Here is a 20,420-nt window from a genome sequence, read left to right on the forward strand (position 1 = left end):
GTTACGCTACTACGGATTGGGCCTGCTTTATATTGCGGCCCACTAATTTTTTGTTGAAGGGAAGGGCAAACGAAATCCAAATTGCCGCGATGAGCTTGTCTCATCCTTTGATGTCGGCCGGAAGACTTCATCCACAGCTGCAATGGGCCGGATTCCTTGCCCGCCGGGCTCTTCTGAGCTAGTCAGGACCCATGGGACAAGAGATTTTGCCGCCCTCGGGCGGAGACGACGACAATATTCAACCGGTCGACCTCAAGGCGGCGCTCGAGCAGCGTTACCTCGCCTATGCGCTGTCGACCATCATGCATCGCGCCCTGCCTGACGTGCGCGACGGGCTGAAACCCGTCCACCGCCGTATCGTCTATGCGATGCACGACATGGGCCTGCGGCCGACCGCGGCCTTCAGGAAATGCGCCAAGATCGTCGGCGAAGTGATGGGTAACTACCATCCACACGGCGACCAGTCGATCTACGACGCGCTTGCCCGTCTCGCCCAGGATTTCTCGCAGCGCTATACGCTGGTCAATGGCCAGGGCAATTTCGGCAATATCGACGGCGATAGCCCCGCCGCCATGCGTTACACCGAATCGAAGATGACGGCGGTTTCCGAACTGCTGCTCGAAGGCATCGACCAGGATGCCGTCGATTTCCGTGACACCTACGATGAGTCGAATTCCGAACCGGTCGTCCTTCCCGGCGCCTTCCCGAACCTGCTTGCCAACGGTTCGTCCGGCATCGCCGTCGGCATGGCGACATCGATCCCGTCGCACAATGTCCATGAGCTTTGCGACGCCGCCCTGCATCTGATCAAACATCCGGATGCCACCGTCGAAAAGCTCGTCGAATTCATTCCCGGCCCGGATTTCCCCACCGGCGGCATCATCATCGACAACCGCGACAGCATCATCGAGAGCTACCGCACCGGCCGCGGCGGCTTTCGCGTGCGGGCGAAGTGGCAGACCGAGGATCTCGGCCGCGGCGGCTACCAGATCGTCGTCACCGAAATTCCCTTCCAGGTACAGAAATCACGCCTGATCGAGAAGATTGCCGAACTGCTGATCGCCCGTAAGCTGCCGCTGTTGGAAGACATCCGCGATGAATCGGCCGAGGACATCCGCATCGTCCTGGTGCCGAAGAGCCGCACCGTCGATCCGACGATCCTGATGGAATCGATGTTCAAGCTGACGGAACTCGAAAGCCGCTTCCCGCTGAACATGAACGTCCTGTCCATGGGCCGCATTCCCAGGGTCATGGCGCTGAACGAAGTGCTGAAGGAGTGGCTGGATCATCGCCGCGAGGTGCTGCAGCGCCGCTCGCGATTCCGCCTGGCGGCGATCGACAGGCGTCTCGAGATCCTCGGCGGTCTTCTGATCGCCTACCTCAACATCGACGAGGTGATCCGCATCATCCGCGAGGAAGACGAGCCGAAGCCCGTCATGATGGCGCGATGGGATCTGACCGACAATCAGGTCGAGGCGATCCTCAACATGCGGCTGCGCGCCCTGCGCAAGCTGGAAGAATTCGAGATCCGCAAGGAATTCGACGAGCTCACAAAGGAAAAGGGCGAGATCGAGGCGTTGCTCGCCTCCGACGACAAGCAGTGGCAGACGGTTGCCTGGGAAATTGGCGAGGTAAAGAAGAAATTCGCCAAGGCGACCGAGGTTGGCCGCCGCCGTACCCAGTTCGCCGATGCGCCCGAAGCCGACGAGGAAGCGATCCAGCAGGCGATGATCGAGAAGGAACCGATCACCGTCGTCATTTCCGAAAAGGGCTGGATCCGCGCGCTGAAGGGCCACATCGCCGATACGGCGACGCTGACCTTCAAGGAAGGCGACGGCCTGAAGGTGGCCTTCCCGGCGCAGACGACGGACAAGATCCTGATCGTCACCACAGGCGGCAAGGCCTTCACGCTCGGCGGCGACAAGCTGCCGGGTGGCCGCGGCCATGGCGAGCCGCTGCGCATCATGGTCGACATGGACAACGACCAGGCGGTGTTGACCGCTTTCGTCCACGACCCCTCGCGCAAGCAACTGATCGTTTCCACGGCCGGCAACGGCTTCGTCGTTCCCGAAGCCGAGCTGGTCGCCAATACGCGCAAGGGCAAGCAGATCATGAACGTCGCGCTGCCCGAGGAAACGCAACTGCTCGTGCCCGTCAGCGGCGATCATGTCGCCGTAGTCGGCGAAAACCGCAAGCTGCTGGTCTTCCCGCTGGTGCAGGTGCCGGAAATGTCACGCGGCAAGGGTGTGCGCCTGCAGCGTTACAAGGATGGCGGCATTTCCGACGTCCGATGCTTCGCAATATCGGATGGCCTCGTCTGGGAAGACAGCGCCGGCCGCACCTTCACGAAGAACAAGGACGAGCTCGCCGAATGGCTTGCCGACCGCGCCACCGCCGGCCGCACTGTGCCGAAGGGCTTCCCGCGCAGCGGTAAATTCGCGGGCTGAGCTTTTACAGCGCCGCGCTCAATTTAGGTGCGGGCTGTAACGCTTTGATTTGCTGCAGAAGTAAATTCCGCGCCCGGCTCTTGGCGGATGCGGGAACTTCTCTATCTCATTGCTGTTACCAAAAATAAGAGAAGGCCGGTTGCGTGGGCGGACGGAACGGCTGTGGCTCGTGCGCCTGGGGAAGGCGCGCGTGCCCTTACCGGAGGAAAAAAGATGCCCGCCAGCACCATAAAACTGCATGTCAGCCACACCTACAAGGCGCCGCCCGCTGTCGTCTATGACGCCTGGCTCAACCCCGAAATCGCCCGGCGCTTCCTGTTTGCGACCGATGACGGTCATGTCATCCGTGCCGAGATTGATCCGCATGTCGGCGGCCGTTTCTTCATCGTCGATCGCCGCCCGACGGGAGATGCTTTCCATCAGGGTGTCTTTCTGGAATTGAAGCGCCCTCGGCACATGGTCTTCAGCTTCTCGGTCGAAGACCACGACCACAATTGCGACCGTGTCGAGATCGACATCGAGCCTCTCGGCGGCGGCAGCCGCCTGACGCTGACCCATGAAATGTGCGCCGAGTGGGCCGAACACGAGGAAAAGACCCGGCGGGGCTGGGCGCATGTCATCGAAGGGCTCGGCAGGGAGTTGGAACAGCAGCAGTTGAAGGCTACGGGTTGAGCGGAACGCTGAAATCCCGAAGGAAGCGGGTCGCGCCTTCCTCGTCGATCTCGCCGGCGGCGACGGCAAGGACGAAAGCGTAGAGATTGGCGTCGGTGGTTTCTATCTCGTAGCCATTTTCGAGAAGGAATACGCCGGCGGTGACGATCGCGATGCGCTTGTTGCCGTCGACGAATGCGTGGTTGCGGGCAAGGCCGAAAAGATAGGCGGCGGCGAGTTCTATGACGTCTTCGCAGCCGTAATGGGCTTTATGCATCGGCCGGCCGAGAGCGGATTCCAGCGCGCCTTCGTCACGCAGTCCGGCAAGCCCGCCGAATCGCTCGATCTGCATCGTCTGCAGGCTCTCCACCAATGGCCTTGTCAGGAATTTCAAGGCCATTATTCGGCCAGCTTCTTCAGGGCAACCTTATATTTGTCCATGAAATAGCGCGCCGCCTCAAGCTGACGGGACAAATCCTCATCGGCCGGTTTCAAATTGATGCCGCCGTTTTCCATTTGCAATTCCAGCGAGTCGCCTGCTTTTAATCCAAGGCGATCCAGCACCTCTTTGGGAATGATGACACCCTCGGAGTTTCCGATCTTGCGGATCGTGACGTTCATCGCTCTATCCTCTGTGATAACGCCATTATAACATGGCGCCGGGCAGGCGACAACGTCGCGTCATGCCTGTTGCCTGATGCTCTTTCCTCGCACCATCCAGAAGCAATGTCCGGCGATCGCGGCCACCAGGATGCCGCCGCCGAGGAGTGTCATCGTCGCCGGCGTTTCGGCAAAGATCAGCCAGACCCAGATCGGCGCGAGCACCGTTTCCAGGAGATAGAACATGCCGACCTCGGGCGCGGAGAGATAGCGCGGCCCGGTCGCAAGGCACCAGAAGGCAACGGGCATCATGATGGCGCCGTTGAAGAGGATCCAGCCGGGATGGGCGATGGAAAAGCCGGAGGGCAGCGCTTGCGCGAGACCGAGCGCGGCCGGCAGAATGGCGGCGAGCAGCGGCACGAAGCCCATTTCCTGGCGCGAGGCGCGCCCGACCGTGATGGCCGCGGCAAGAATGAGGGCGCTGAGAAGCGCCATGGCGTCGCCAAAAAAATGGCCGCTGGAAAGCCCTTCGCTGACGATCAGTCCGACGCCTGATATCATGAACAGCATGGCGATCAGCGTTGCGGCCTGCGGCTTCTCCTTGAGGAAAATCCAGGAAAGAAGCGCCCCGAACATCGGGTTGAAGGCGACGATGAAGACGACATTGGCTGTGGTCGTATTGAAGACGGCCAGCACGAAGGTGAGGGAGGAGATGCCGTAGAGCAGACCGGCGAGCAGGCCCGGTCGCCCCGGAACCAGGACCGGCCATTTGCCGGAAGCAAGGCGAATCGTTCCAAGGATGACGAGCGTGGCAAGAACCGTTGCCGCACTTCGCATTCCGAGAACCGACCAGATGTCGCCGTCGCCAAGGCGGACGAGCGGGATATCCATCGAAAGCGCCAGGCCGCCGATCGCCGTCAGCAGCAAGCCCTTCCTGTGATCGGAACGAGCGGAAGGTAACATTCAGTCGTGGGTGCTTTCGGGCATGGTGGAGGGGTCGAAACGTTCCCAGCCGCGCGGGGTCAGATGCTCCTGCGGCTGGAAGCGTGTCTTGTAGTCCATTTTCCGCGACCCTTGAACCCAATAGCCGAGATAGACATGCGGCAGGCCGAGCGCTTTCGTGCGCCTGACATGGTCGAGAATCATGAAGGTGCCGAGCGAACGCCGCTCGAGCCCCGGATTGAAATAGGAATAGACCATCGACAGCCCGTCGCTCATCGTGTCGGTCAGCGCGGCGGCAAGCAGTTCGCCCTTCGGCCGCTCTTCCAGCCCGGAGCCTTCCTCGCGCCGGCGGTATTCGACGATTCGGGTGTTCACATGCGTGTCTTCCACCATGATCGCATAGTCGAGGACGGTCATGTCGGACATGCCGCCCTGCTGGTGGCGGAAATCGAGATAGCGTCGGAAGAGCGAATATTGCTCGCTGGAAGGCTGGGCCGCAAATTCGGTGGCGATGACGTCGGAATTGGCGGCAAGCACCCGCTTCATCGATTTCGTCGGCTCGAATTCCTGGGCGAGGATTCGCACGGAAACGCAGGCCCGGCAGGATTCGCAGGCCGGGCGGTAGGCGATGTTCTGCGAACGGCGGAAACCGCCCTGTGTCAGGATGTCGTTCATCTCGGCGGCGCGCGGACCGACGAGATGGGTGAACACCTTGCGCTCCATCTCATGCGGCAGATACGGACATGCAGCCGGAGCCGTCAGATAAAACTGCGGGGATGGCGTCGTCTGCGTATTCATTTGTCGCGGAAGTTTCCTTGTCGAGACAGTGCCGTTTTCTGACAGCATGACCTAAGAATAGAAAACGTCAACAGCGGGGCGGTTCCTGCCCTTCATTTCAGTCTTCTAATTTTAGATATGGAGCGCCTGCAACACCCGGCAAAGGGAAGGCGGAGACTTTATTTCGTCTCCGCCCGATGGTCTCAGGCCGTGCGCACCGTCACGGTGCCGACCAGCAGGTCGTGGATGAGACGGCTGCGCTCGATAAACAGGCCGGCAAGCAGGATGAGCGGCGTCAGCACCGAGTTGAGGATCCAGAACAGCGCCAGATGCACGATCGCCGTCAGGAAATCCATCGGCCGGCCGTCGACGCGCACGATCGCGATTCCCATCGCGCGCATGCCGAGCGAGGCCTGGCTCGATCCGCCCACGGTCAGGCCGAAATAAATGCCGGCGACGATGACGAAGAGGGCAGGGTAAAGCAGGAAGCCGAGGCCGAGCGTGAGGATCGACAGGAAGAACAGCACGACAGCGGCCGGAATCCAGAGCAGCGCCACGATGACGTAATCGAGGATGAAGGCGAGGACGCGGCGGCTCAACACGCCGCTATAGGCGCGCCAGTCCTCCGGTGCGGCATAAAGCGGGTTGGGGTTGTAGCTCATCTCAATCTCCTCAGGAAAAGCGATGCCGCTGATATGGTATCGGCGGGACGAAATACAATAATTCGCCTCATACTCACCGTTTGCTGAGAATTTTCGCCACCTCGACCGCGAAATAGGTGAGAATGCCGTCGCATCCCGCCCGCTTGAACGACAGCAGCGTTTCGAGCATCGCCCGTTCGCCGTCGATCCAGCCGTTCATCGCCGCCGCCTTGATCTGCGTGTATTCGCCTGAAACCTGATAGGCGAAGGTCGGCAGGCCGAAGGCCTCCTTCATGCGCCAGCAGATGTCGAGATAGGGCAGGCCGGGCTTGACCATCAGCATGTCGGCGCCTTCCTCGACGTCGAGTGCGGCGTCGCGGATTGCTTCGGTGCCGTTGGCCGGGTCGATATAATAGGTCTTCTTGTCGCCTTTCAGCAGCCCGCCGGTCGAGATCGCCTCGCGATAGGGGCCGTAGAAAGCAGAAGCGAATTTCGTCGCATAGCTCATGATGCCGACGCTCTGGTGGCCGGCGGCATCGAGCGCCATGCGGATCACGCCGATGCGTCCGTCCATCATTTCCGACGGCGCGATGATGTCTGCGCCGGCATCGGCCTGCATCACGGCGGCGCGCGCCACTTGGTCGACCGTCTCGTCATTGACGATCTCGCCGTCTCTCAGGATGCCGTCATGGCCATGGCTGGTGAAGGGATCGAGCGCGACGTCGGTGATGATGCCGATATTAGGCACGGCCTTCTTGATCGCCGCCGTCGCCTGGTTGATCAGGTTGTTGGCTTCGAGGCTGTTGGAACCGGTCTCGTCGCGCAGTTCCATCTCGATGTTCGGAAAGGTCGCGAGCGCCGGAATGCCGAGGCCGGCGGCTTCCTTTGCGGCTTCGACGGCTTTGTCGATGCTCATGCGGTTGACGCCCGGCATGGCCGGGATCGGATCGACGATGCCGGAGCCCGGTACGATGAAGATCGGCCAGATCAGGTCGTCGACCGTCAGCCGGTTTTCCTGTACGAGACGGCGCGTCCAGTCCGCCTTGCGGTTGCGCCGCATGCGGCGGTGGCCGGTGATTTCGTCGACGAGATGCGTCTTGTCCTGCATGATATCTATCCCCAGCCCATTCCATTTATCGGAGCGCTCATTATCATGGCGCCCGGAAAATCCAAACCGGACGATTGGCCGCGGCGGAAAAACTGCTTGTAACGATGCAACCCCGAACAGATGTTTGCGCTTATGGAAACCGACTCCCCGACGATACCGAAACGCACGCTGGCGGATCTTCTCTTTATTCTCTTCCTCAGGCTGGTCGCCGTCTCCTGCTTCTGGTTCGGGCTGCAATACTGGGCGATGCTCGTCGGTTATTCGCTGGTCGGCACCGGCCGCTTCGATCTTTTGAGCCTGCCGTGGAAGGTGGCGAGCATCAGCCTTGCCGTGCTGTTCCCCGTCGCTTCCCTCGGGCTTTGGCTGACCGTCTCCTGGGGGCCCGTCATCTGGGTGCTGGCGGCCGGAGGCCAGATCGTGATGCACGGGCTGCTGCCCGAGATTTTCGGCGCCAACCAGCTGATCATCCTGCTGCATGGCATGGTCGCCGTCGTCTACTGGATTTTCCGCCTTCTGCTCTGGCTGGAAAAGCGCCGGCACCGCCGCCAGGTAAGCGTTGATTTACCCTGAGACAACGTGGGGTTTCCGGTAAGGCTCCATTAAGCCTGCGGTTTAAGTCGAATTTTATATGTATTCGATAGGGTCTCACTCAAGGCGGGAAGAAAACGACACCGCCAAACAAAACAGTGAGGCAGTCAAATGAACACGAAAATCAAGCCGCAGGCGGTATCCAACTTCCGTGACCAGCAGGATCAGGGCATCCGTGATCTTTACATGGAATCCCTTCATCTTGTCGAACGTCTTCATCGCCGTCTTCTCGATGTCATCAAGGACGAGTTCGACCGTCAGGGCCGCAGCGATGTCAACGCCATCCAGGCGCTGCTCCTTTTCAACATCGGCAATTCCGAGCTGACCGCCGGCGAGCTGCGCTCGCGGGGCTACTATCTCGGCTCCAACGTTTCCTACAACGTCAAGAAGCTGGTCGACCTCGGCTTCATCAACCACCAGCGCTCGCGCATCGACCGCCGCTCGGTCCGCATCAGCCTGACCGAAACCGGCCAGGACATCGCCGAAACGGTCGCCAAACTCTACGAACGCCACATCGCCTCGATCGACAAGGTCGGCGGCATCGGCACCGACGAGTTCACCCAGATGAACAAGCTGCTCCAGCGGCTCGATCGTTTCTGGAACGACCAGATCCTGTATCGCCTCTAAGACCCTCGACCTCCTTTCAGGGTTGAAAACCGGATGCGTTCCCTGCGCGTCCGGTTTTGCCGTTTGCACCCGCGTGGCATCTTTGCAACGCACGGCGGCCAAGCGTAAAGGCCGGTATTCAAGCCGTTTTTTAGCCGTTATTAACCGGCACGATTTACCCCGTCATATGGTTCGTTGCGTGATGAACTCGGCCATCGGCAGCTGCCCTCGGCCTGACAACACGAATTGGCCATATTGGTGTGGCAGCGGAGTGTTTGACAACCGGCGCTTTCAATGGACCAGGAACGTTCAGGCTTTCGTATCGCAATCTTGTGATGCGGCGGGCGGGCTTTTCTGATGTGCCGGGAGAACGAATGGATAGGGATCTGCGTTACGGCGCAGTGATATCGCAAAGCGCCGCGCTTCCTTTATAGCGGCATTCAGTGGTTGGGACTATGTCGAAGAAAAACGGAAATGAAGCTCTCTCGCGCCGCGCTTTCCTTGCGTCCGCGGCAACGATTGGCGCCAGCGCGATGGCTGCGCCGGCATTGGCGCAGTCAGCGCTCGATACGCTGATCAACGCGCCGCGCCGCGGCAACTGGGACGACCAGTTCGATGCCAAAGCTGCTTCGCGCACGGCGACCGCCGTCGTTTCCAACACGCCGATCCTCGGTCCCCAATCGGTGGCAAGCGCCCAGCAGGCGATCATGCAGTATCAGCAGATCGCGGCCGCCGGCGGCTGGCCGGAAGTCAATCCCGGCGACCAGCGTCTGCAGCTCGGCGTTTCCTCTCCCGCCGTCCAGGCGCTGCGCCAGCGTCTCGCGATCACCGGCGACCTGCCGCGCGAGGCCGGCATGTCGAACGCCTTCGATTCCTATGTCGACGGCGCCGTCAAGCGCTTCCAGGCGCGCCACGGCCTGCCGTCCGACGGCGTTCTCGGCGAATTCACGCTGAAGGCGATGAACATCCCGGCCGATGTCCGCCTGCAGCAGCTGAACACCAATCTGGTGCGCCTGCAGACCTTCCCGGAAGATCTCGGCCGCCGCCACCTGATGGTCAACATTCCGGCCGCCTATGTCGAGGCCGTCGAAGACGGCAGCGTTGCGACGCGCCATACCGCGGTCGTCGGCCGTCTCAGCCGCCCGACACATCTCGTCAATTCCAAGGTCTACGAGGTTATCCTCAACCCGTACTGGACCGCGCCGCGCTCGATCGTCGAGAAGGACATCATGCCGCTGATGCGCAAGGATCCGACCTATCTCGAAAAGAACGCGATCCGCCTGATCGACGGCAAGGGCAACGAAGTTTCGCCGGAGACCGTCGACTGGAACGGCGAAGCGCCGAACCTGATGTTCCGCCAGGACCCGGGCAAGATCAACGCCATGGCCTCGACGAAGATCAACTTCTACAACAAGAACGGCGAGTATATGCACGACACGCCGCAGCAGGGCCTGTTCAACAAGCTCATGCGTTTCGAATCGTCGGGCTGCGTCCGCGTTCAGAACGTGCGCGACCTGTCGACCTGGCTGCTGCGCGAGACGCCGGGCTGGAACCGCCAGCAGATGGAGCAGGTGATCGCGAGCGGCGTCAACACGCCGATCAAGCTCGCCACGGAAGTTCCGGTCTATTTCGTCTATATCTCCGCCTGGGGCATGCCCGACGGCATCGTCCAGTTCCGCGACGACATCTATCAGATGGACGGCAATGCCGAACTCGCGCTCGACACCACGGCCGGCATGGAACAGCCGGTTCAGTAAGCGGCGACCCCAGTGTCGTGATTTTGAGAACCGCGCCTTCGGGCGCGGTTTTTTCATGCCGGGAGGGCCCCTGCGTTCATGTCGCCGCCATTCATCGGTGCCATGCTGTCGCAAAATGGCAGGAGCGCGCGGTTTGCTCAGCAAATGTCGTTCTTCGTATTGCCCTTGCTCCGGCGGAAGGCTAATACCTCAGCGCATTCCAGTTGAGGAGCCCGCCCATGACCAATGCTTCCACCGAATCCTTCTTCAATCGCTCGCTTGCGGACGTCGATCCGGAAATCTTCGGCGCGATCGGAAAGGAACTCGGTCGCCAACGGCACGAGATCGAACTGATCGCTTCCGAGAACATCGTCTCCCGCGCCGTGCTGGAAGCCCAGGGCTCCATCATGACCAACAAATATGCCGAGGGTTATCCCGGCAAGCGTTATTACGGCGGCTGCCAGTTCGTCGATATCGCCGAGGAGCTGGCGATCGAGCGCGCCAAGAAGCTGTTCGGCGTTAATTTCGCCAACGTCCAGCCGAATTCCGGCTCGCAGATGAACCAGGCCGTGTTCCTGGCGCTGCTCCAGCCCGGCGACACCTTCATGGGTCTCGACCTGAATTCGGGCGGCCATCTCACGCACGGTTCGCCGGTCAACATGTCCGGCAAGTGGTTCAACGTCGTTTCCTACGGCGTGCGCGAAGGCGACAACCTGCTCGACATGGATGACGTTGCCCGCAAGGCCGAAGAGCACAAGCCGAAGCTGATCATCGCCGGCGGCACCGCCTATTCCCGTATCTGGGACTGGAAGCGCTTCCGCGAGATCGCCGACAGCGTCGGCGCCTATCTGATGGTCGACATGGCCCACATCGCCGGTCTCGTCGCCGGTGGTCAGCATCCGTCGCCGTTCCCGCATTGCCATGTCGCGACGACCACGACCCACAAGTCGCTGCGCGGCCCGCGCGGCGGCGTCATCCTCACCAATGAAGAGGATCTGGCCAAGAAGTTCAATTCGGCTGTCTTCCCCGGCCTGCAGGGCGGTCCGCTGATGCACATCATCGCTGCCAAGGCCGTCGCCTTCGGCGAGGCGCTGCAGCCGGAATTCAAGGACTACGCCGCCCAGATCGTCAAGAACGCCCGTGCGCTTGCCGAAACGCTGATCGCAGGCGGCCTCGACGTCGTTTCCGGCGGCACCGACAACCACCTGATGCTCGTCGACCTGCGCAAGAAGAACGCCACCGGCAAGCGCGCCGAGGCAGCGCTCGGCCGCGCCTACGTCACCTGCAACAAGAACGGCATTCCCTTCGACCCGGAAAAGCCCTTCGTCACCTCGGGCGTGCGCCTGGGTGCGCCGGCCGGCACGACCCGCGGCTTCAAGGAAGCCGAATTCCGCGAAATCGGCAATCTCATCGTCGAGGTTCTCGACGGCCTGAAGGTCGCCAATTCGGATGAAGGCAACGCTGCCGTCGAAGCCGCCGTGCGCGGCAAGGTGGTCAACCTCACGGACCGCTTCCCCATGTATGGTTACATGGGGTAAGGAGTAGGGATGCGCTGCCCCTATTGCGGTTCGGAAGATACCCAGGTCAAGGATTCGCGTCCGGCGGAGGACAATACGTCCATCCGCCGGCGGCGCATCTGTCCGGATTGCGGCGGCCGTTTCACCACCTTCGAGCGCGTGCAGTTGCGCGAGTTGATGGTCACCAAGAAAACCGGTCGCAAGGTGCCTTTCGACCGCGAAAAGCTGGTGCGATCCTTCGAAGTGGCGCTGCGTAAGCGGCCCGTCGAGCGGGACCGCATCGAGCGCGCCGTTTCCGGCATCGTCCGCCGGCTTGAAAGCTCCGGCGAGACCGAGATTTCCTCCGAGCAGATCGGTCTTCAGGTGCTCGAAGCCATGAAGAGCCTCGACGATGTCGGCTTCGTGCGCTACGCTTCGGTCTATCGGGATTTCTCGCTTGCCGAGGATTTCGAGAAAGTCATTTCGGAAATCAACGCCAAGATCGCCCGCGACCCGCTGGACGGATGAGCCATGAGCATCACGCCGCATGACGAACGTTTCATGGCGGCGGCGATCCGTCTGTCTCGTCAGCATCTCGGCCGTACCGCCACCAACCCTTCCGTCGGCTGCTTGATCGTCAAGGATGGCGCCATCGTCGGCCGCGCCGTGACCGCCCTCGGCGGCCGCCCGCATGCCGAGCCGCAGGCGCTCGCGGAAGCCGGCGAGCTTGCCCGCGGCGCAACGGCCTATGTCACGCTCGAACCCTGCTCGCATCATGGCAAGACGCCACCCTGCGCCGAGGCTTTGATTGCCTATGGCGTCGCCCGCGTCGTCATCAGCGTCACCGATCCCGATCCCCGCGTCTCCGGCCGCGGCATCGCCATGCTGCGCGATGCGGGCATCGAGGTAGATGCCGGCGTGCTGGAGGCGGAGGGCCGGCATTCGCTTGCCGCCTATCTCACCCGCCAGACGAAGAACCGTCCCTATGTGACTCTCAAGCTTGCCGTTTCCGCCGACGGCATGATCGGCCGCCAGGGGGCAGGGCAGGTGGCGATTACGGGGCCAGAGGCCCGCGCCCAGGTCCAGGCGCTGCGTGCCGAAACCGATGCGATCCTCGTCGGCATCGGCACGGCGATATCGGACGATCCGCTGCTGACGGTGCGCACACCGGGGCTTGAGGCGTATTCGCCTGTTCGGATCGTGCTCGATCCCAATCTGGCCTTGCCGCTGGCGAGCAAGCTGGTTGCGACAGCGCGCGACGTGCCGGTCATCGTGGTGGCGAGTGAAGAGATTTCACCGCTCGGCTCGGAGGCGGACGGTACCCCACCCACCGGCCTCGCCGACATTCAATCCCGCCGCACCGCCCTCGAAGCCGCCGGCGTCGAAATCGTCTACTGCAATCCCTACCATCCCGAAGTCCTGCTGCCGGCGCTTGCCACGCGCGGCATTTCCTCGCTTCTGGTCGAGGGTGGCGCCAAGACTGCCCGGCTTTTCCTCGATGCAGGCCTCGTCGACCGTATCCAGCTCTATCAGGCGCCTCTCGTCATCGGCGAAGGCGGTATTGAATCCCCCCTGCGGGCAACCGACATACCATCCGGTTTCGCCCATCGGGGCACGTCTCTATACGGCGCTGATCGCCTGGACGAATATGAAAGAGAGAATTGATGTTCACCGGAATTGTCACTGATATCGGTACGATCGAATCCGTTTCGGCGTTGAAGGAAGGCATCAAGCTGCGCGTCGCGACCGCTTATGATCCTTCGACCATCGATATGGGCGCGTCCATCTCCCATTCCGGCATCTGCCTCACTGTGACCGGCCTGCCGCAGGAAGGCAGCAATGGCCGCTGGTTCGAGGTGGAAGCCTGGGAAGAGGCGCTGCGGCTGACGACGATCGGCACCTGGCGCGAAGGCAGCCGCATCAATCTGGAACGGTCGCTGAAGATCGGCGATGAACTCGGCGGCCATATCGTATCCGGCCATGTCGATGGCAAGGCTGAGATCCTCTCGGTGACATCGGAGGGCGACGCCACGCGTTACCGCCTGCGCGCACCCGAACATCTGGCGAAATTCGTCGCTCCCAAGGGGTCGATCGCACTCGACGGCACCTCGCTGACCGTCAACGCGGTCGATGGCACGGATTTCGACGTCCTGCTCATCCGCCATACGCTCGAGGTCACCACCTGGGGCAATCGCAAGGCCGGCGATTTCGTCAATTTCGAAGTCGATACCATGGCGCGTTATGCCGCCCGGCTGGCCGAATTCCCTACCGCGAAAACTGAATGATCTCGCCGTTATACTGCGTGCGCGCCGTCTGGCGAAAGCCGAGTTTGGCTGCGACCCTGAGCGACGCCTCGTTTTCCGGGCTGATGATGCAGCTCATCGGCTTTCCCGGAAAATGCATATCCGCCCAGCCGATCAGGGCCGCCAGCGCTTCGGTGGCGTAACCGCGCCCGTGCGCCGAGGGCATCAGCGCCCAGCCGACCTCCATCGTTCCCTCGATCGAGGGCTCCATCTCGCGGCGGGCTTCCAGGAAGCCGGCTTCGCCGATGAAGAGGCCGCTCTGCTTTTCCACGATCGCGAGAAAGCCGAAGCCCATATGGTGCCACATGCCGGCAATGCGCAGCATGCGGCTCCAGCTCTGCTCGCGCGTCGACGGCGCGCCGGTGATGAAGCGAACGACATCCTCGTCCGCCCATAGCGCCGCATGCGCCTCGAAATCGCCGAGGCTGTGGGGGCGAAGCGTCAGCCGCTCCGTTTCGAGTGTCGGAATGTCGGTCACATCTGATCCTTTGAAAATCACCCTCTCAGGCGCCGGGTTCGCCGTCCCAATAATCGAGGTGGCTTTCCGGCCGCCCGATATGGCGGAAGCGTCCGGGCTTGGCGCCATCCCTGTTGGTCTTGGCAAGGAACTTTCCGGAATCGGGATATTCGACGATCTCCGTCTTCGCCATCGTCGAAATGCCGAGATAGACGAGCGTCACCGTGCCTGAATTGATGATCTGGTGCGCCGTTTCCGGCCCGCCGGCCGGTGCGCCGAGCACGTCGCCTGCTTTGATCGCATGGCGCTCGTCGCCGAAACGATATTCGCCGGCGCCTGACATCACGTAGAAAAGTTCGTCTTCGACATGGTGATTGTGGAAGGGACAGCTCGATTTTCCCGGCGGCACCTCGTTGTAGCTGATGCCGAGGCCGGCAAGGCCGAGAAGGGCGCCGAACGAGGCGTCGGCGCCTTCGTAGAGCTCACCCTGTTTCCAATGGTCGAGCTTGAGATCGGCGATATTGATCACCGCTTTCGATTCCGTCGCCATGATGTCCTCCTGTTGCAGGGAGAGAAACCATCATAGCGGGAAAAAATTCAATGAGTTTTTCTGAGATCCCGGCATGGGCGGAGAGGAGACGCCGCCCATGCGGGAAGCCGTCAGCGGACGTAGAAGGTCAGGCTTCCGTCGGCCGCCTGTTCGGCGTTGACGATGTTGCGGACGTCGACGCCCTCGTTGTTGAGCCGGTGGGCAAGTGACCTGTTGGCGTCGATCGAGGCCTGGATGCCGTGAATGGCCTGGTCGGAACGCTCAGGCGCCGAGCGCGGGCCGGTCGTCCCGTCGTCGCTATTGCGCCAATTGTAAACCTGCTCGACGTTGAAATCATTGCCCTGGAAGGTCCTGAGCGTATGCTCGATGCCCTGGGTGGTGTTCATCCCAAGGCTTTCGGCCCGGCTGACGCCGGCAAATGCCATGGAGGAGAGGGCTGCGGCGAGGGTGACGGTGACAATTCGGTTCATGATCATATCCTTTCATCTGCTTTGACGGTCGGCTGTCGTTGCAGGGGATCGTCGGTGTCACGACATGGAATTGGCGCTCCGCCCCTCTCGGTTCAATGGCTTAAGCCACTGAAAAACCATTAAAAATTCTTCATGAAAATCGCCTTCGAATTGCCGTTTTCCAAGCATCCGGCAAAGCCGGCTCGCAACGCTCGTCCCGTTGTGTACGGATTGTGCGGCTATCCCTTTGCGGATATTTCCTCTTTCCGTGTTGCTGCATCGGGCGAAATTGCTTGCCATTCGCCCGAAGGCGTGTTTTGACCGCGGCCTGCCGAGTGGAAAATGTCCCACGAACCGAAGGTGAACCATGTCGAGAGAGACCGCTCCCCATATTTTGATCGTCGAAGCCCGCTTCTACGACGACATGGCCGACGCGCTGCTCGAAGGCGCGACCTTTGCGCTCAAGGAAGCCGGCGCTACCTACGAGGTGGTCACCGTTCCCGGCGCGCTGGAAATTCCGGCGGCGATTGCCATGTCGCTCGATGGGGACGACAATGGCGGCACGCATTATGACGGCTATGTCGCCCTCGGCATGGTCATCCGCGGCGAGACCTATCACTTCGATATCGTATCGAACGAATCCTCGCGCGCTTTGATGGATCTCGCGGTCAGCGAGTCCCTTGCCATCGGCAACGGCATCCTGACCGTGGAAAACGATGAACAGGCCTGGGCGCGCGCACGCCGCTCGGAAAAGGACAAGGGCGGCTTTGCCGCTCGCGCGGCTCTGACGATGATCGAGCTGAAGCAGAAACTGGGTGCATAACGAATGAACGACGACAAGACGGAACGGCCGGTCAAGACTGCGAACCAGCGGGGCGCTGCCCGCCTGGCTGCCGTTCAGGCGCTTTATCAGATGGATGTCGGCGGCACGGGCGTTCTGGAAATCGTGGCCGAATACGAGGCGCACCGCCTCGGCCAGGAACTCGACGGCGCGACTTATCTGAAGGCCGATGCCGGCTGGTTCCGCTCCATCGTCTCTGGTGTCGTGCGCGATCAGGTCCGTCTCGATCCGCTGATTGCCGCAGCCCTGCAGGATGACTGGGCCTTGTCGCGCCTCGACAGCACCGTGCGCGCCATCCTGCGCGCCGGCGTTTTCGAGCTCACCGACCGCAAGGACGTTCCGGTGGCGGTCATCGTCACCGAATATGTCGAGATCGCACAGGCCTTTTTCGAGGACGACGAGCCGAAGCTCGTCAACGCCGTGCTCGACCGCATCGCAAAGCAGGTCCGCGGCGAGGCGAAGAAATAAGCTCTTAGCCGCCAAACAATCTCCCTCCGTCTTTCTTCACGCCGCAATGGTTTTCGCCCGTTGCGGTCTTGACGCCACGTGATCGACCACGCAATCTCCGGACCGCTTAGCTGTGGCATTTCTGTGGAGAGGAAGGCGAGTCGGCGGCGTATTTGCCGGAGAAGGAGTGAGCTCCGGCCTATGGGAGGAAAGAGCGAAATGACCATTCTTTTATGCGTAATCGCATGCGGTCTGCTCTCGGTGGTCTATGCCGCCTGGGCAACCCGGTCGGTGCTTGCCGCCGATCAGGGCAACAGCCGCATGCAGGAGATCGCGGGTTATATCCGTGAAGGCGCCCAAGCCTATCTGACCCGCCAGTACAAGACCATTGCCATAGTCGGCGTTGTCGTTTTCATCGCAGCATGGCTGCTTCTTTCCGCCACGGCCGCTATCGGCTTCCTCATCGGCGCCGTACTGTCAGGCGTTGCCGGGTTCATCGGCATGCACGTCTCCGTTCGCGCCAACGTGCGCACTGCCCAGGCGGCCTCCGCCAGCCTTTCCGCCGGCCTCGACATCGCCTTCAAATCGGGTGCCATCACCGGCATGCTGGTGGCGGGCCTCGCGCTGCTCGGCGTCTCCATCTACTATACTATTTTGACCGCCGGGCTCGGACATGAGAGCGGCTCGCGCGAAGTAATCGATGCGCTCGTGGCGCTCGGCTTCGGCGCTTCGCTGATCTCGATCTTCGCCCGTCTCGGCGGCGGCATCTTCACCAAGGGCGCCGACGTCGGCGGCGACCTCGTCGGCAAGGTGGAAGCCGGCATTCCCGAGGACGATCCGCGCAACCCGGCAACGATTGCCGATAACGTCGGCGACAATGTCGGCGACTGCGCCGGCATGGCCGCCGACCTGTTCGAGACCTATGCGGTCTCCGTCGTCGCTACCATGGTTCTCGCCGCGATCTTCTTTGCCGGCGCGCCGATCCTCCAGTCTGCGATGATCTATCCGCTGGCGATCTGCGGCGCGTGCATCATCACCTCGATCATCGGCACCTTCTTCGTCAAGCTCGGCTCGAACGGCTCGATCATGGGCGCGCTCTACAAGGGCCTCATCGTCACCGGCCTGCTGTCGATCATCGGTCTCGGAGCCGCCACCTCGCTGACTGTCGGCTGGGGCTCGCTCGGCACGGTCGCCGGCGCCGACGTCACCGGCACGAACCTGTTCATCTGCGGTCTCGTCGGCCTCGTCGTCACCGCGCTGATCGTCGTCATCACCGAATATTACACCGGCACCGGTAAGCGCCCCGTCGTTTCGATCGCCCAGTCGTCGGTGACCGGCCACGGCACCAACGTCATCCAGGGCCTGGCGGTCTCGCTGGAATCGACAGCCTTGCCGGCGATCGTCATCGTCGGCGGCATTCTTGCCACCTATCAGCTCGGCGGCCTCTTCGGCACCGGCATTGCGGTCACCGCCATGCTCGGCCTTGCCGGCATGATCGTTGCGCTTGATGCCTTCGGCCCGGTCACCGACAATGCCGGCGGCATCGCCGAAATGTCGCACCTGCCGCCGGAAGTGCGCAAGTCGACCGACGCGCTCGACGCGGTCGGCAACACCACCAAGGCAGTGACCAAGGGCTACGCGATCGGCTCCGCCGGTCTCGGCGCGCTGGTGCTCTTTGCCGCCTACGCCAACGACCTGCGGTATTTCGCGGCCCATGGCGACCAATATCCCTATTTCGCCAACATCGGCGAAATCTCGTTCGAACTGTCGAACCCCTATGTCGTCGCCGGCCTGCTTTTCGGCGGCCTGATCCCCTATCTCTTCGGCGGCATCGCCATGACGGCCGTCGGCCGCGCCGCCGGCTCGATCGTCGAGGAGGTGCGTCGTCAGTTCAAGGCGAAGCCGGGCATCATGCAGGGCACGGAAAAGCCGGATTACGGCAAGGCCGTCGACCTTCTGACCAAGGCCGCCATCCGCGAGATGATCGTGCCATCGCTCTTGCCGGTGCTGGCGCCCATCGTCGTCTATTTCGGCGTGCTGCTCATCTCCGGCTCCAAGGCCTCGGCCTTCGCCGCCCTCGGCGCATCACTGCTCGGGGTCATCATCAACGGCCTCTTCGTCGCCATCTCGATGACCTCAGGCGGCGGCGCCTGGGACAATGCCAAGAAGAGCTTCGAGGACGGTTTCGTCGACAAGGACGGCGTACGTCACATGAAGGGCTCGGATGCGCACAAGGCCTCCGTCACCGGCGATACCGTCGGCGATCCCTACAAGGATACCGCCGGCCCCGCCGTCAATCCGGCGATCAAGATCACCAACATCGTCGCGTTGCTGCTTCTCGCCGTTCTCGCCGGTTGATGCATCCAAGCACCGCGGTTCGCTTAGGTGCCATACCCGATCACTAAAAAACCCGCCGGAGCGATCCGGCGGGTTTTTCATAATGAGGCGTATTGGCTTAACGCAGGCTGCTCGGATTTTGCGGCGTGCCGCCGGCGCCGCCGCCGAACAGGCTGCGGGCAGCACTCGCAGCGCTGCCGCCGGAAAGCATCTGTTGCAGGAAGGTGAGTTCCTTGCCGCCGGTCGGCGTGACGCGTGAGATCGTGTCGAACACCTTGCCGTCCTGCAGCGTATAGTTGGCGCGGCGGGTGACGACGCCGTCCTTGTCGAAATAGACGGCCAGAACGCTCTGCTCGACGACCTTCAGCTTCTGGAAGGCGACGGCGCGCGTGCGCCGCTGCGAGATATAATAAAAGACTTCGCCGTCGAAGGTCGCCGTCGTCGACGGCGTGCCGAGCGAGAGCAGTACCTGCTCGCGGCTCGAACCTTCGGGAACCAGGTTCAGCGACTGCTGATCGACGACGTAGCCGCCGTTGAGCACGGTGCTGGTCTGGCAGCCGGAAAGAGCTGAGGTGGAGGCGATTATCAAGGCAATGGCCGCGCTGCTGAAGAATTTCATGTCAGACTTGAAATACCGTTTCTTCAACGACATCTACTCCCTTGAGTGTCGATAGCAGCCATTTCGGGCCTTACACGCTTCCTCCTGCAAAACCATTGTGGCCATTCCGGGTCGAATGTCCCGAATTTGTTTCACCGACGCCTCGAAGGCGCCGTCCCGAAACCAGCCACGATCGGCATTGCAATTCGCGCCTGCTTCGGTAAACCAGCTTTCGAAATCATGCAACAAGGCCGGACGCCAGCCGGCGTGAAGAATGAGGCATTTCCGGAAAAAACAATGATCCTCGGGCTGTTCCGCAAGAAAAACAACAATCAGGCAATCGTCGACCGGCAATATGCGGCGCTGACCGCCGCCGCGCGCATGCCGGATCTTTACGAGCGGCTCAATGTGCCGGACACGGTCATGGGCCGCTTCGAGATGCTGTCGATCGCCATGATTCTGTTTTTTCGCCGCACACGCGGTTCCACCACCAGCGGCCAGGAGATCGCCCAGGAGATCGTCGACGCCTTCTTCCAGGACATCGACTATTCGATCCGCGAGCTCGGCATCGGCGATAACAGCGTGCCGAAACGCATGAAGAAACTCGCCGGCATGTTCTACGGCCGGCTCGAAGCCTATTCGAAGGCGATGGATGCCGGCGATGCCGAAGCGCTCGCTCTTGCGCTCACGCGCAATATCTACCCCGAAAGCTCGGCACCGGCCGACATGTCCGGCCTCGCCGGCTGGATGATGGCCGCAGAATCCCATCTGTCCGCCGTTCCGGAAGAGCTGATCGCCACCGGTTCGGCAACGCTTCCGCCGGTTGCCCGCCCACCGGTTGCCTGA

Annotated in this window: 24 protein-coding genes; 14 read left to right on the forward strand and 10 right to left on the reverse strand. The window is 61.7% G+C overall.

The window, feature by feature from the left end:
* Window positions 1-191 precede the first annotated feature (191 nt).
* Together parC and QD408_RS04765 are read left to right on the forward strand one after the other, a co-directional pair.
* The gene (gene parC / locus QD408_RS04760) at window positions 192-2,447 is read left to right on the forward strand and encodes a DNA topoisomerase IV subunit A (RefSeq protein ID WP_088682076.1); all 2,256 of its coding nucleotides are present in this window, start codon (window positions 192-194) and stop codon (window positions 2,445-2,447) included.
* A gap of 213 nt (window positions 2,448-2,660) precedes the next feature.
* The gene (locus QD408_RS04765) at window positions 2,661-3,119 is read left to right on the forward strand and encodes an SRPBCC family protein (protein ID WP_414138515.1); all 459 of its coding nucleotides are present in this window, start codon (window positions 2,661-2,663) and stop codon (window positions 3,117-3,119) included.
* On the opposite strand, the gene QD408_RS04770 is transcribed toward QD408_RS04765, so the two are convergent.
* From QD408_RS04770 to hemB, 6 genes are all read right to left on the reverse strand, one after another.
* A complete protein-coding gene (locus tag QD408_RS04770) occupies window positions 3,109-3,498 on the reverse strand; it encodes a type II toxin-antitoxin system death-on-curing family toxin (RefSeq protein WP_088682078.1) in 390 nt (129 codons plus the stop codon). The genes QD408_RS04765 and QD408_RS04770 overlap by 11 nt on opposite strands.
* Window positions 3,498-3,719: an AbrB/MazE/SpoVT family DNA-binding domain-containing protein gene (locus QD408_RS04775; protein ID WP_088682079.1), complete on the reverse strand. Its 222-nt coding sequence runs from the start codon at window positions 3,717-3,719 to the stop codon at window positions 3,498-3,500. Before QD408_RS04775 ends, QD408_RS04770 begins: the two co-directional genes overlap by 1 nt.
* Before the next feature lie 60 nt (window positions 3,720-3,779).
* The gene (locus tag QD408_RS04780) at window positions 3,780-4,661 is read right to left on the reverse strand and encodes a DMT family transporter (RefSeq protein ID WP_414138516.1); all 882 of its coding nucleotides are present in this window, start codon (window positions 4,659-4,661) and stop codon (window positions 3,780-3,782) included.
* Window positions 4,662-5,438, reverse strand: coding sequence for an arginyltransferase (locus QD408_RS04785; protein ID WP_088682081.1), 777 nt, complete (start codon window positions 5,436-5,438; stop codon window positions 4,662-4,664).
* 182 nt (window positions 5,439-5,620) lie between these two features.
* Window positions 5,621-6,079 carry an RDD family protein gene (locus tag QD408_RS04790; protein WP_414138517.1) on the reverse strand — a complete coding sequence of 153 codons (459 nt, stop codon included), beginning with the start codon at window positions 6,077-6,079 and terminating at the stop codon, window positions 5,621-5,623.
* Between the two features lie 73 nt (window positions 6,080-6,152).
* Window positions 6,153-7,166: a porphobilinogen synthase gene (gene hemB, locus QD408_RS04795; protein ID WP_088682083.1), complete on the reverse strand. Its 1,014-nt coding sequence runs from the start codon at window positions 7,164-7,166 to the stop codon at window positions 6,153-6,155.
* A 132-nt stretch (window positions 7,167-7,298) separates the two neighbouring features.
* Between hemB and QD408_RS04800 the strand changes: the two genes are divergently transcribed.
* From QD408_RS04800 to QD408_RS04830, 7 genes are all read left to right on the forward strand, one after another.
* A complete protein-coding gene (locus tag QD408_RS04800) occupies window positions 7,299-7,736 on the forward strand; it encodes a DUF6163 family protein (RefSeq protein ID WP_088682098.1) in 438 nt (145 codons plus the stop codon).
* Between the two features lie 129 nt (window positions 7,737-7,865).
* Entirely contained in the window at window positions 7,866-8,381 is a 516-nt protein-coding gene (gene ldtR, locus QD408_RS04805; RefSeq protein ID WP_008522155.1) for a transcriptional regulator LdtR, read from the forward strand.
* A 434-nt stretch (window positions 8,382-8,815) separates the two neighbouring features.
* Entirely contained in the window at window positions 8,816-10,117 is a 1,302-nt protein-coding gene (locus QD408_RS04810) for a L,D-transpeptidase family protein (protein WP_088682084.1), read from the forward strand.
* Window positions 10,118-10,335: 218 nt separating this feature from the next.
* Window positions 10,336-11,634, forward strand: coding sequence for a serine hydroxymethyltransferase (glyA, locus tag QD408_RS04815; protein WP_414138518.1), 1,299 nt, complete (start codon window positions 10,336-10,338; stop codon window positions 11,632-11,634).
* Window positions 11,635-11,643: 9 nt separating this feature from the next.
* Window positions 11,644-12,120, forward strand: coding sequence for a transcriptional regulator NrdR (gene nrdR / locus QD408_RS04820; RefSeq protein ID WP_088677088.1), 477 nt, complete (start codon window positions 11,644-11,646; stop codon window positions 12,118-12,120).
* 3 nt (window positions 12,121-12,123) lie between these two features.
* Window positions 12,124-13,257 (forward strand): bifunctional diaminohydroxyphosphoribosylaminopyrimidine deaminase/5-amino-6-(5-phosphoribosylamino)uracil reductase RibD, encoded by a 1,134-nt coding sequence (gene ribD, locus QD408_RS04825; protein ID WP_414138519.1) that lies wholly within the window; start codon window positions 12,124-12,126, stop codon window positions 13,255-13,257.
* Window positions 13,257-13,877, forward strand: a complete 621-nt coding sequence (locus QD408_RS04830) for a riboflavin synthase (RefSeq protein ID WP_414138520.1) — start codon at window positions 13,257-13,259, stop codon at window positions 13,875-13,877. Before ribD ends, QD408_RS04830 begins: the two co-directional genes overlap by 1 nt.
* Here QD408_RS04830 and QD408_RS04835 read toward each other — a convergent pair.
* The 3 genes from QD408_RS04835 to QD408_RS04845 form a co-directional block, all read right to left on the reverse strand.
* Entirely contained in the window at window positions 13,858-14,373 is a 516-nt protein-coding gene (locus tag QD408_RS04835) for a GNAT family N-acetyltransferase (protein ID WP_414138521.1), read from the reverse strand. The two genes, QD408_RS04830 and QD408_RS04835, sit on opposite strands and share 20 nt — an antisense overlap.
* 25 nt (window positions 14,374-14,398) lie before the next feature.
* The gene (locus QD408_RS04840) at window positions 14,399-14,902 is read right to left on the reverse strand and encodes a cupin domain-containing protein (RefSeq protein ID WP_088682088.1); all 504 of its coding nucleotides are present in this window, start codon (window positions 14,900-14,902) and stop codon (window positions 14,399-14,401) included.
* Between the two features lie 110 nt (window positions 14,903-15,012).
* A complete protein-coding gene (locus QD408_RS04845; RefSeq protein ID WP_088682100.1) occupies window positions 15,013-15,372 on the reverse strand; it encodes a hypothetical protein in 360 nt (119 codons plus the stop codon).
* 132 nt (window positions 15,373-15,504) lie between these two features.
* Between QD408_RS04845 and QD408_RS04850 the strand changes: the two genes are divergently transcribed.
* The 4 genes from QD408_RS04850 (at window position 15,505) to QD408_RS04865 (ending at window position 18,997) form a co-directional block, all read left to right on the forward strand.
* A complete protein-coding gene (locus QD408_RS04850) occupies window positions 15,505-15,672 on the forward strand; it encodes a hypothetical protein (RefSeq protein WP_414138522.1) in 168 nt (55 codons plus the stop codon).
* A gap of 46 nt (window positions 15,673-15,718) precedes the next feature.
* Window positions 15,719-16,174 (forward strand): 6,7-dimethyl-8-ribityllumazine synthase, encoded by a 456-nt coding sequence (locus tag QD408_RS04855; RefSeq protein ID WP_088677104.1) that lies wholly within the window; start codon window positions 15,719-15,721, stop codon window positions 16,172-16,174.
* A gap of 3 nt (window positions 16,175-16,177) precedes the next feature.
* On the forward strand, window positions 16,178-16,660 hold the full coding sequence (nusB, locus tag QD408_RS04860) for a transcription antitermination factor NusB (RefSeq protein WP_088677105.1): 483 nt from the start codon (window positions 16,178-16,180) through the stop codon (window positions 16,658-16,660).
* 198 nt (window positions 16,661-16,858) lie between these two features.
* Complete coding sequence (locus QD408_RS04865) at window positions 16,859-18,997, forward strand: sodium-translocating pyrophosphatase (protein ID WP_088682101.1); 2,139 nt, start codon at window positions 16,859-16,861, stop codon at window positions 18,995-18,997.
* Window positions 18,998-19,094: 97 nt separating this feature from the next.
* On the opposite strand, the gene QD408_RS04870 is transcribed toward QD408_RS04865, so the two are convergent.
* Complete coding sequence (locus QD408_RS04870) at window positions 19,095-19,628, reverse strand: outer membrane protein assembly factor BamE (protein ID WP_414138523.1); 534 nt, start codon at window positions 19,626-19,628, stop codon at window positions 19,095-19,097.
* A gap of 186 nt (window positions 19,629-19,814) precedes the next feature.
* On the opposite strand from QD408_RS04870, the gene QD408_RS04875 reads away from it, so the two are divergent.
* Window positions 19,815-20,420 (forward strand): ubiquinol-cytochrome C chaperone family protein, encoded by a 606-nt coding sequence (locus QD408_RS04875; protein WP_414138524.1) that lies wholly within the window; start codon window positions 19,815-19,817, stop codon window positions 20,418-20,420.

It is taken from the genome of Rhizobium sp. BR 249, from assembly GCF_047445895.1.
GTDB lineage: Bacteria > Pseudomonadota > Alphaproteobacteria > Rhizobiales > Rhizobiaceae > Rhizobium.

Bases quoted from the DNA above. Each gene is read 5' to 3' on its own strand.
- QD408_RS04785 (WP_088682081.1), bottom strand. From the start codon at position 5,438: ATGAATACGCAGACGACGCCATCCCCGCAGTTTTATCTGACGGCTCCG.
- QD408_RS04790 (WP_414138517.1), bottom strand. From the start codon at position 6,079: ATGAGCTACAACCCCAACCCGCTTTATGCCGCACCGGAGGACTGGCGC.
- ribD (WP_414138519.1), top strand. From the start codon at position 12,124: ATGAGCATCACGCCGCATGACGAACGTTTCATGGCGGCGGCGATCCGT.
- QD408_RS04870 (WP_414138523.1), bottom strand. From the start codon at position 19,628: ATGTCGTTGAAGAAACGGTATTTCAAGTCTGACATGAAATTCTTCAGC.
- nusB (WP_088677105.1), top strand. From the start codon at position 16,178: ATGAACGACGACAAGACGGAACGGCCGGTCAAGACTGCGAACCAGCGG.
- ldtR (WP_008522155.1), top strand. From the start codon at position 7,866: ATGAACACGAAAATCAAGCCGCAGGCGGTATCCAACTTCCGTGACCAG.
- QD408_RS04830 (WP_414138520.1), top strand. From the start codon at position 13,257: ATGTTCACCGGAATTGTCACTGATATCGGTACGATCGAATCCGTTTCG.
- hemB (WP_088682083.1), bottom strand. From the start codon at position 7,166: ATGCAGGACAAGACGCATCTCGTCGACGAAATCACCGGCCACCGCCGC.
- QD408_RS04775 (WP_088682079.1), bottom strand. From the start codon at position 3,719: ATGAACGTCACGATCCGCAAGATCGGAAACTCCGAGGGTGTCATCATT.
- QD408_RS04855 (WP_088677104.1), top strand. From the start codon at position 15,719: ATGTCGAGAGAGACCGCTCCCCATATTTTGATCGTCGAAGCCCGCTTC.
- QD408_RS04810 (WP_088682084.1), top strand. From the start codon at position 8,816: ATGTCGAAGAAAAACGGAAATGAAGCTCTCTCGCGCCGCGCTTTCCTT.
- QD408_RS04845 (WP_088682100.1), bottom strand. From the start codon at position 15,372: ATGAACCGAATTGTCACCGTCACCCTCGCCGCAGCCCTCTCCTCCATG.
- QD408_RS04765 (WP_414138515.1), top strand. From the start codon at position 2,661: ATGCCCGCCAGCACCATAAAACTGCATGTCAGCCACACCTACAAGGCG.
- parC (WP_088682076.1), top strand. From the start codon at position 192: ATGGGACAAGAGATTTTGCCGCCCTCGGGCGGAGACGACGACAATATT.
- QD408_RS04850 (WP_414138522.1), top strand. From the start codon at position 15,505: ATGAAAATCGCCTTCGAATTGCCGTTTTCCAAGCATCCGGCAAAGCCG.
- QD408_RS04770 (WP_088682078.1), bottom strand. From the start codon at position 3,498: ATGGCCTTGAAATTCCTGACAAGGCCATTGGTGGAGAGCCTGCAGACG.
- QD408_RS04780 (WP_414138516.1), bottom strand. From the start codon at position 4,661: ATGTTACCTTCCGCTCGTTCCGATCACAGGAAGGGCTTGCTGCTGACG.
- QD408_RS04800 (WP_088682098.1), top strand. From the start codon at position 7,299: ATGGAAACCGACTCCCCGACGATACCGAAACGCACGCTGGCGGATCTT.
- glyA (WP_414138518.1), top strand. From the start codon at position 10,336: ATGACCAATGCTTCCACCGAATCCTTCTTCAATCGCTCGCTTGCGGAC.
- nrdR (WP_088677088.1), top strand. From the start codon at position 11,644: ATGCGCTGCCCCTATTGCGGTTCGGAAGATACCCAGGTCAAGGATTCG.
- QD408_RS04875 (WP_414138524.1), top strand. From the start codon at position 19,815: ATGCAACAAGGCCGGACGCCAGCCGGCGTGAAGAATGAGGCATTTCCG.
- QD408_RS04865 (WP_088682101.1), top strand. From the start codon at position 16,859: ATGACCATTCTTTTATGCGTAATCGCATGCGGTCTGCTCTCGGTGGTC.
- QD408_RS04840 (WP_088682088.1), bottom strand. From the start codon at position 14,902: ATGGCGACGGAATCGAAAGCGGTGATCAATATCGCCGATCTCAAGCTC.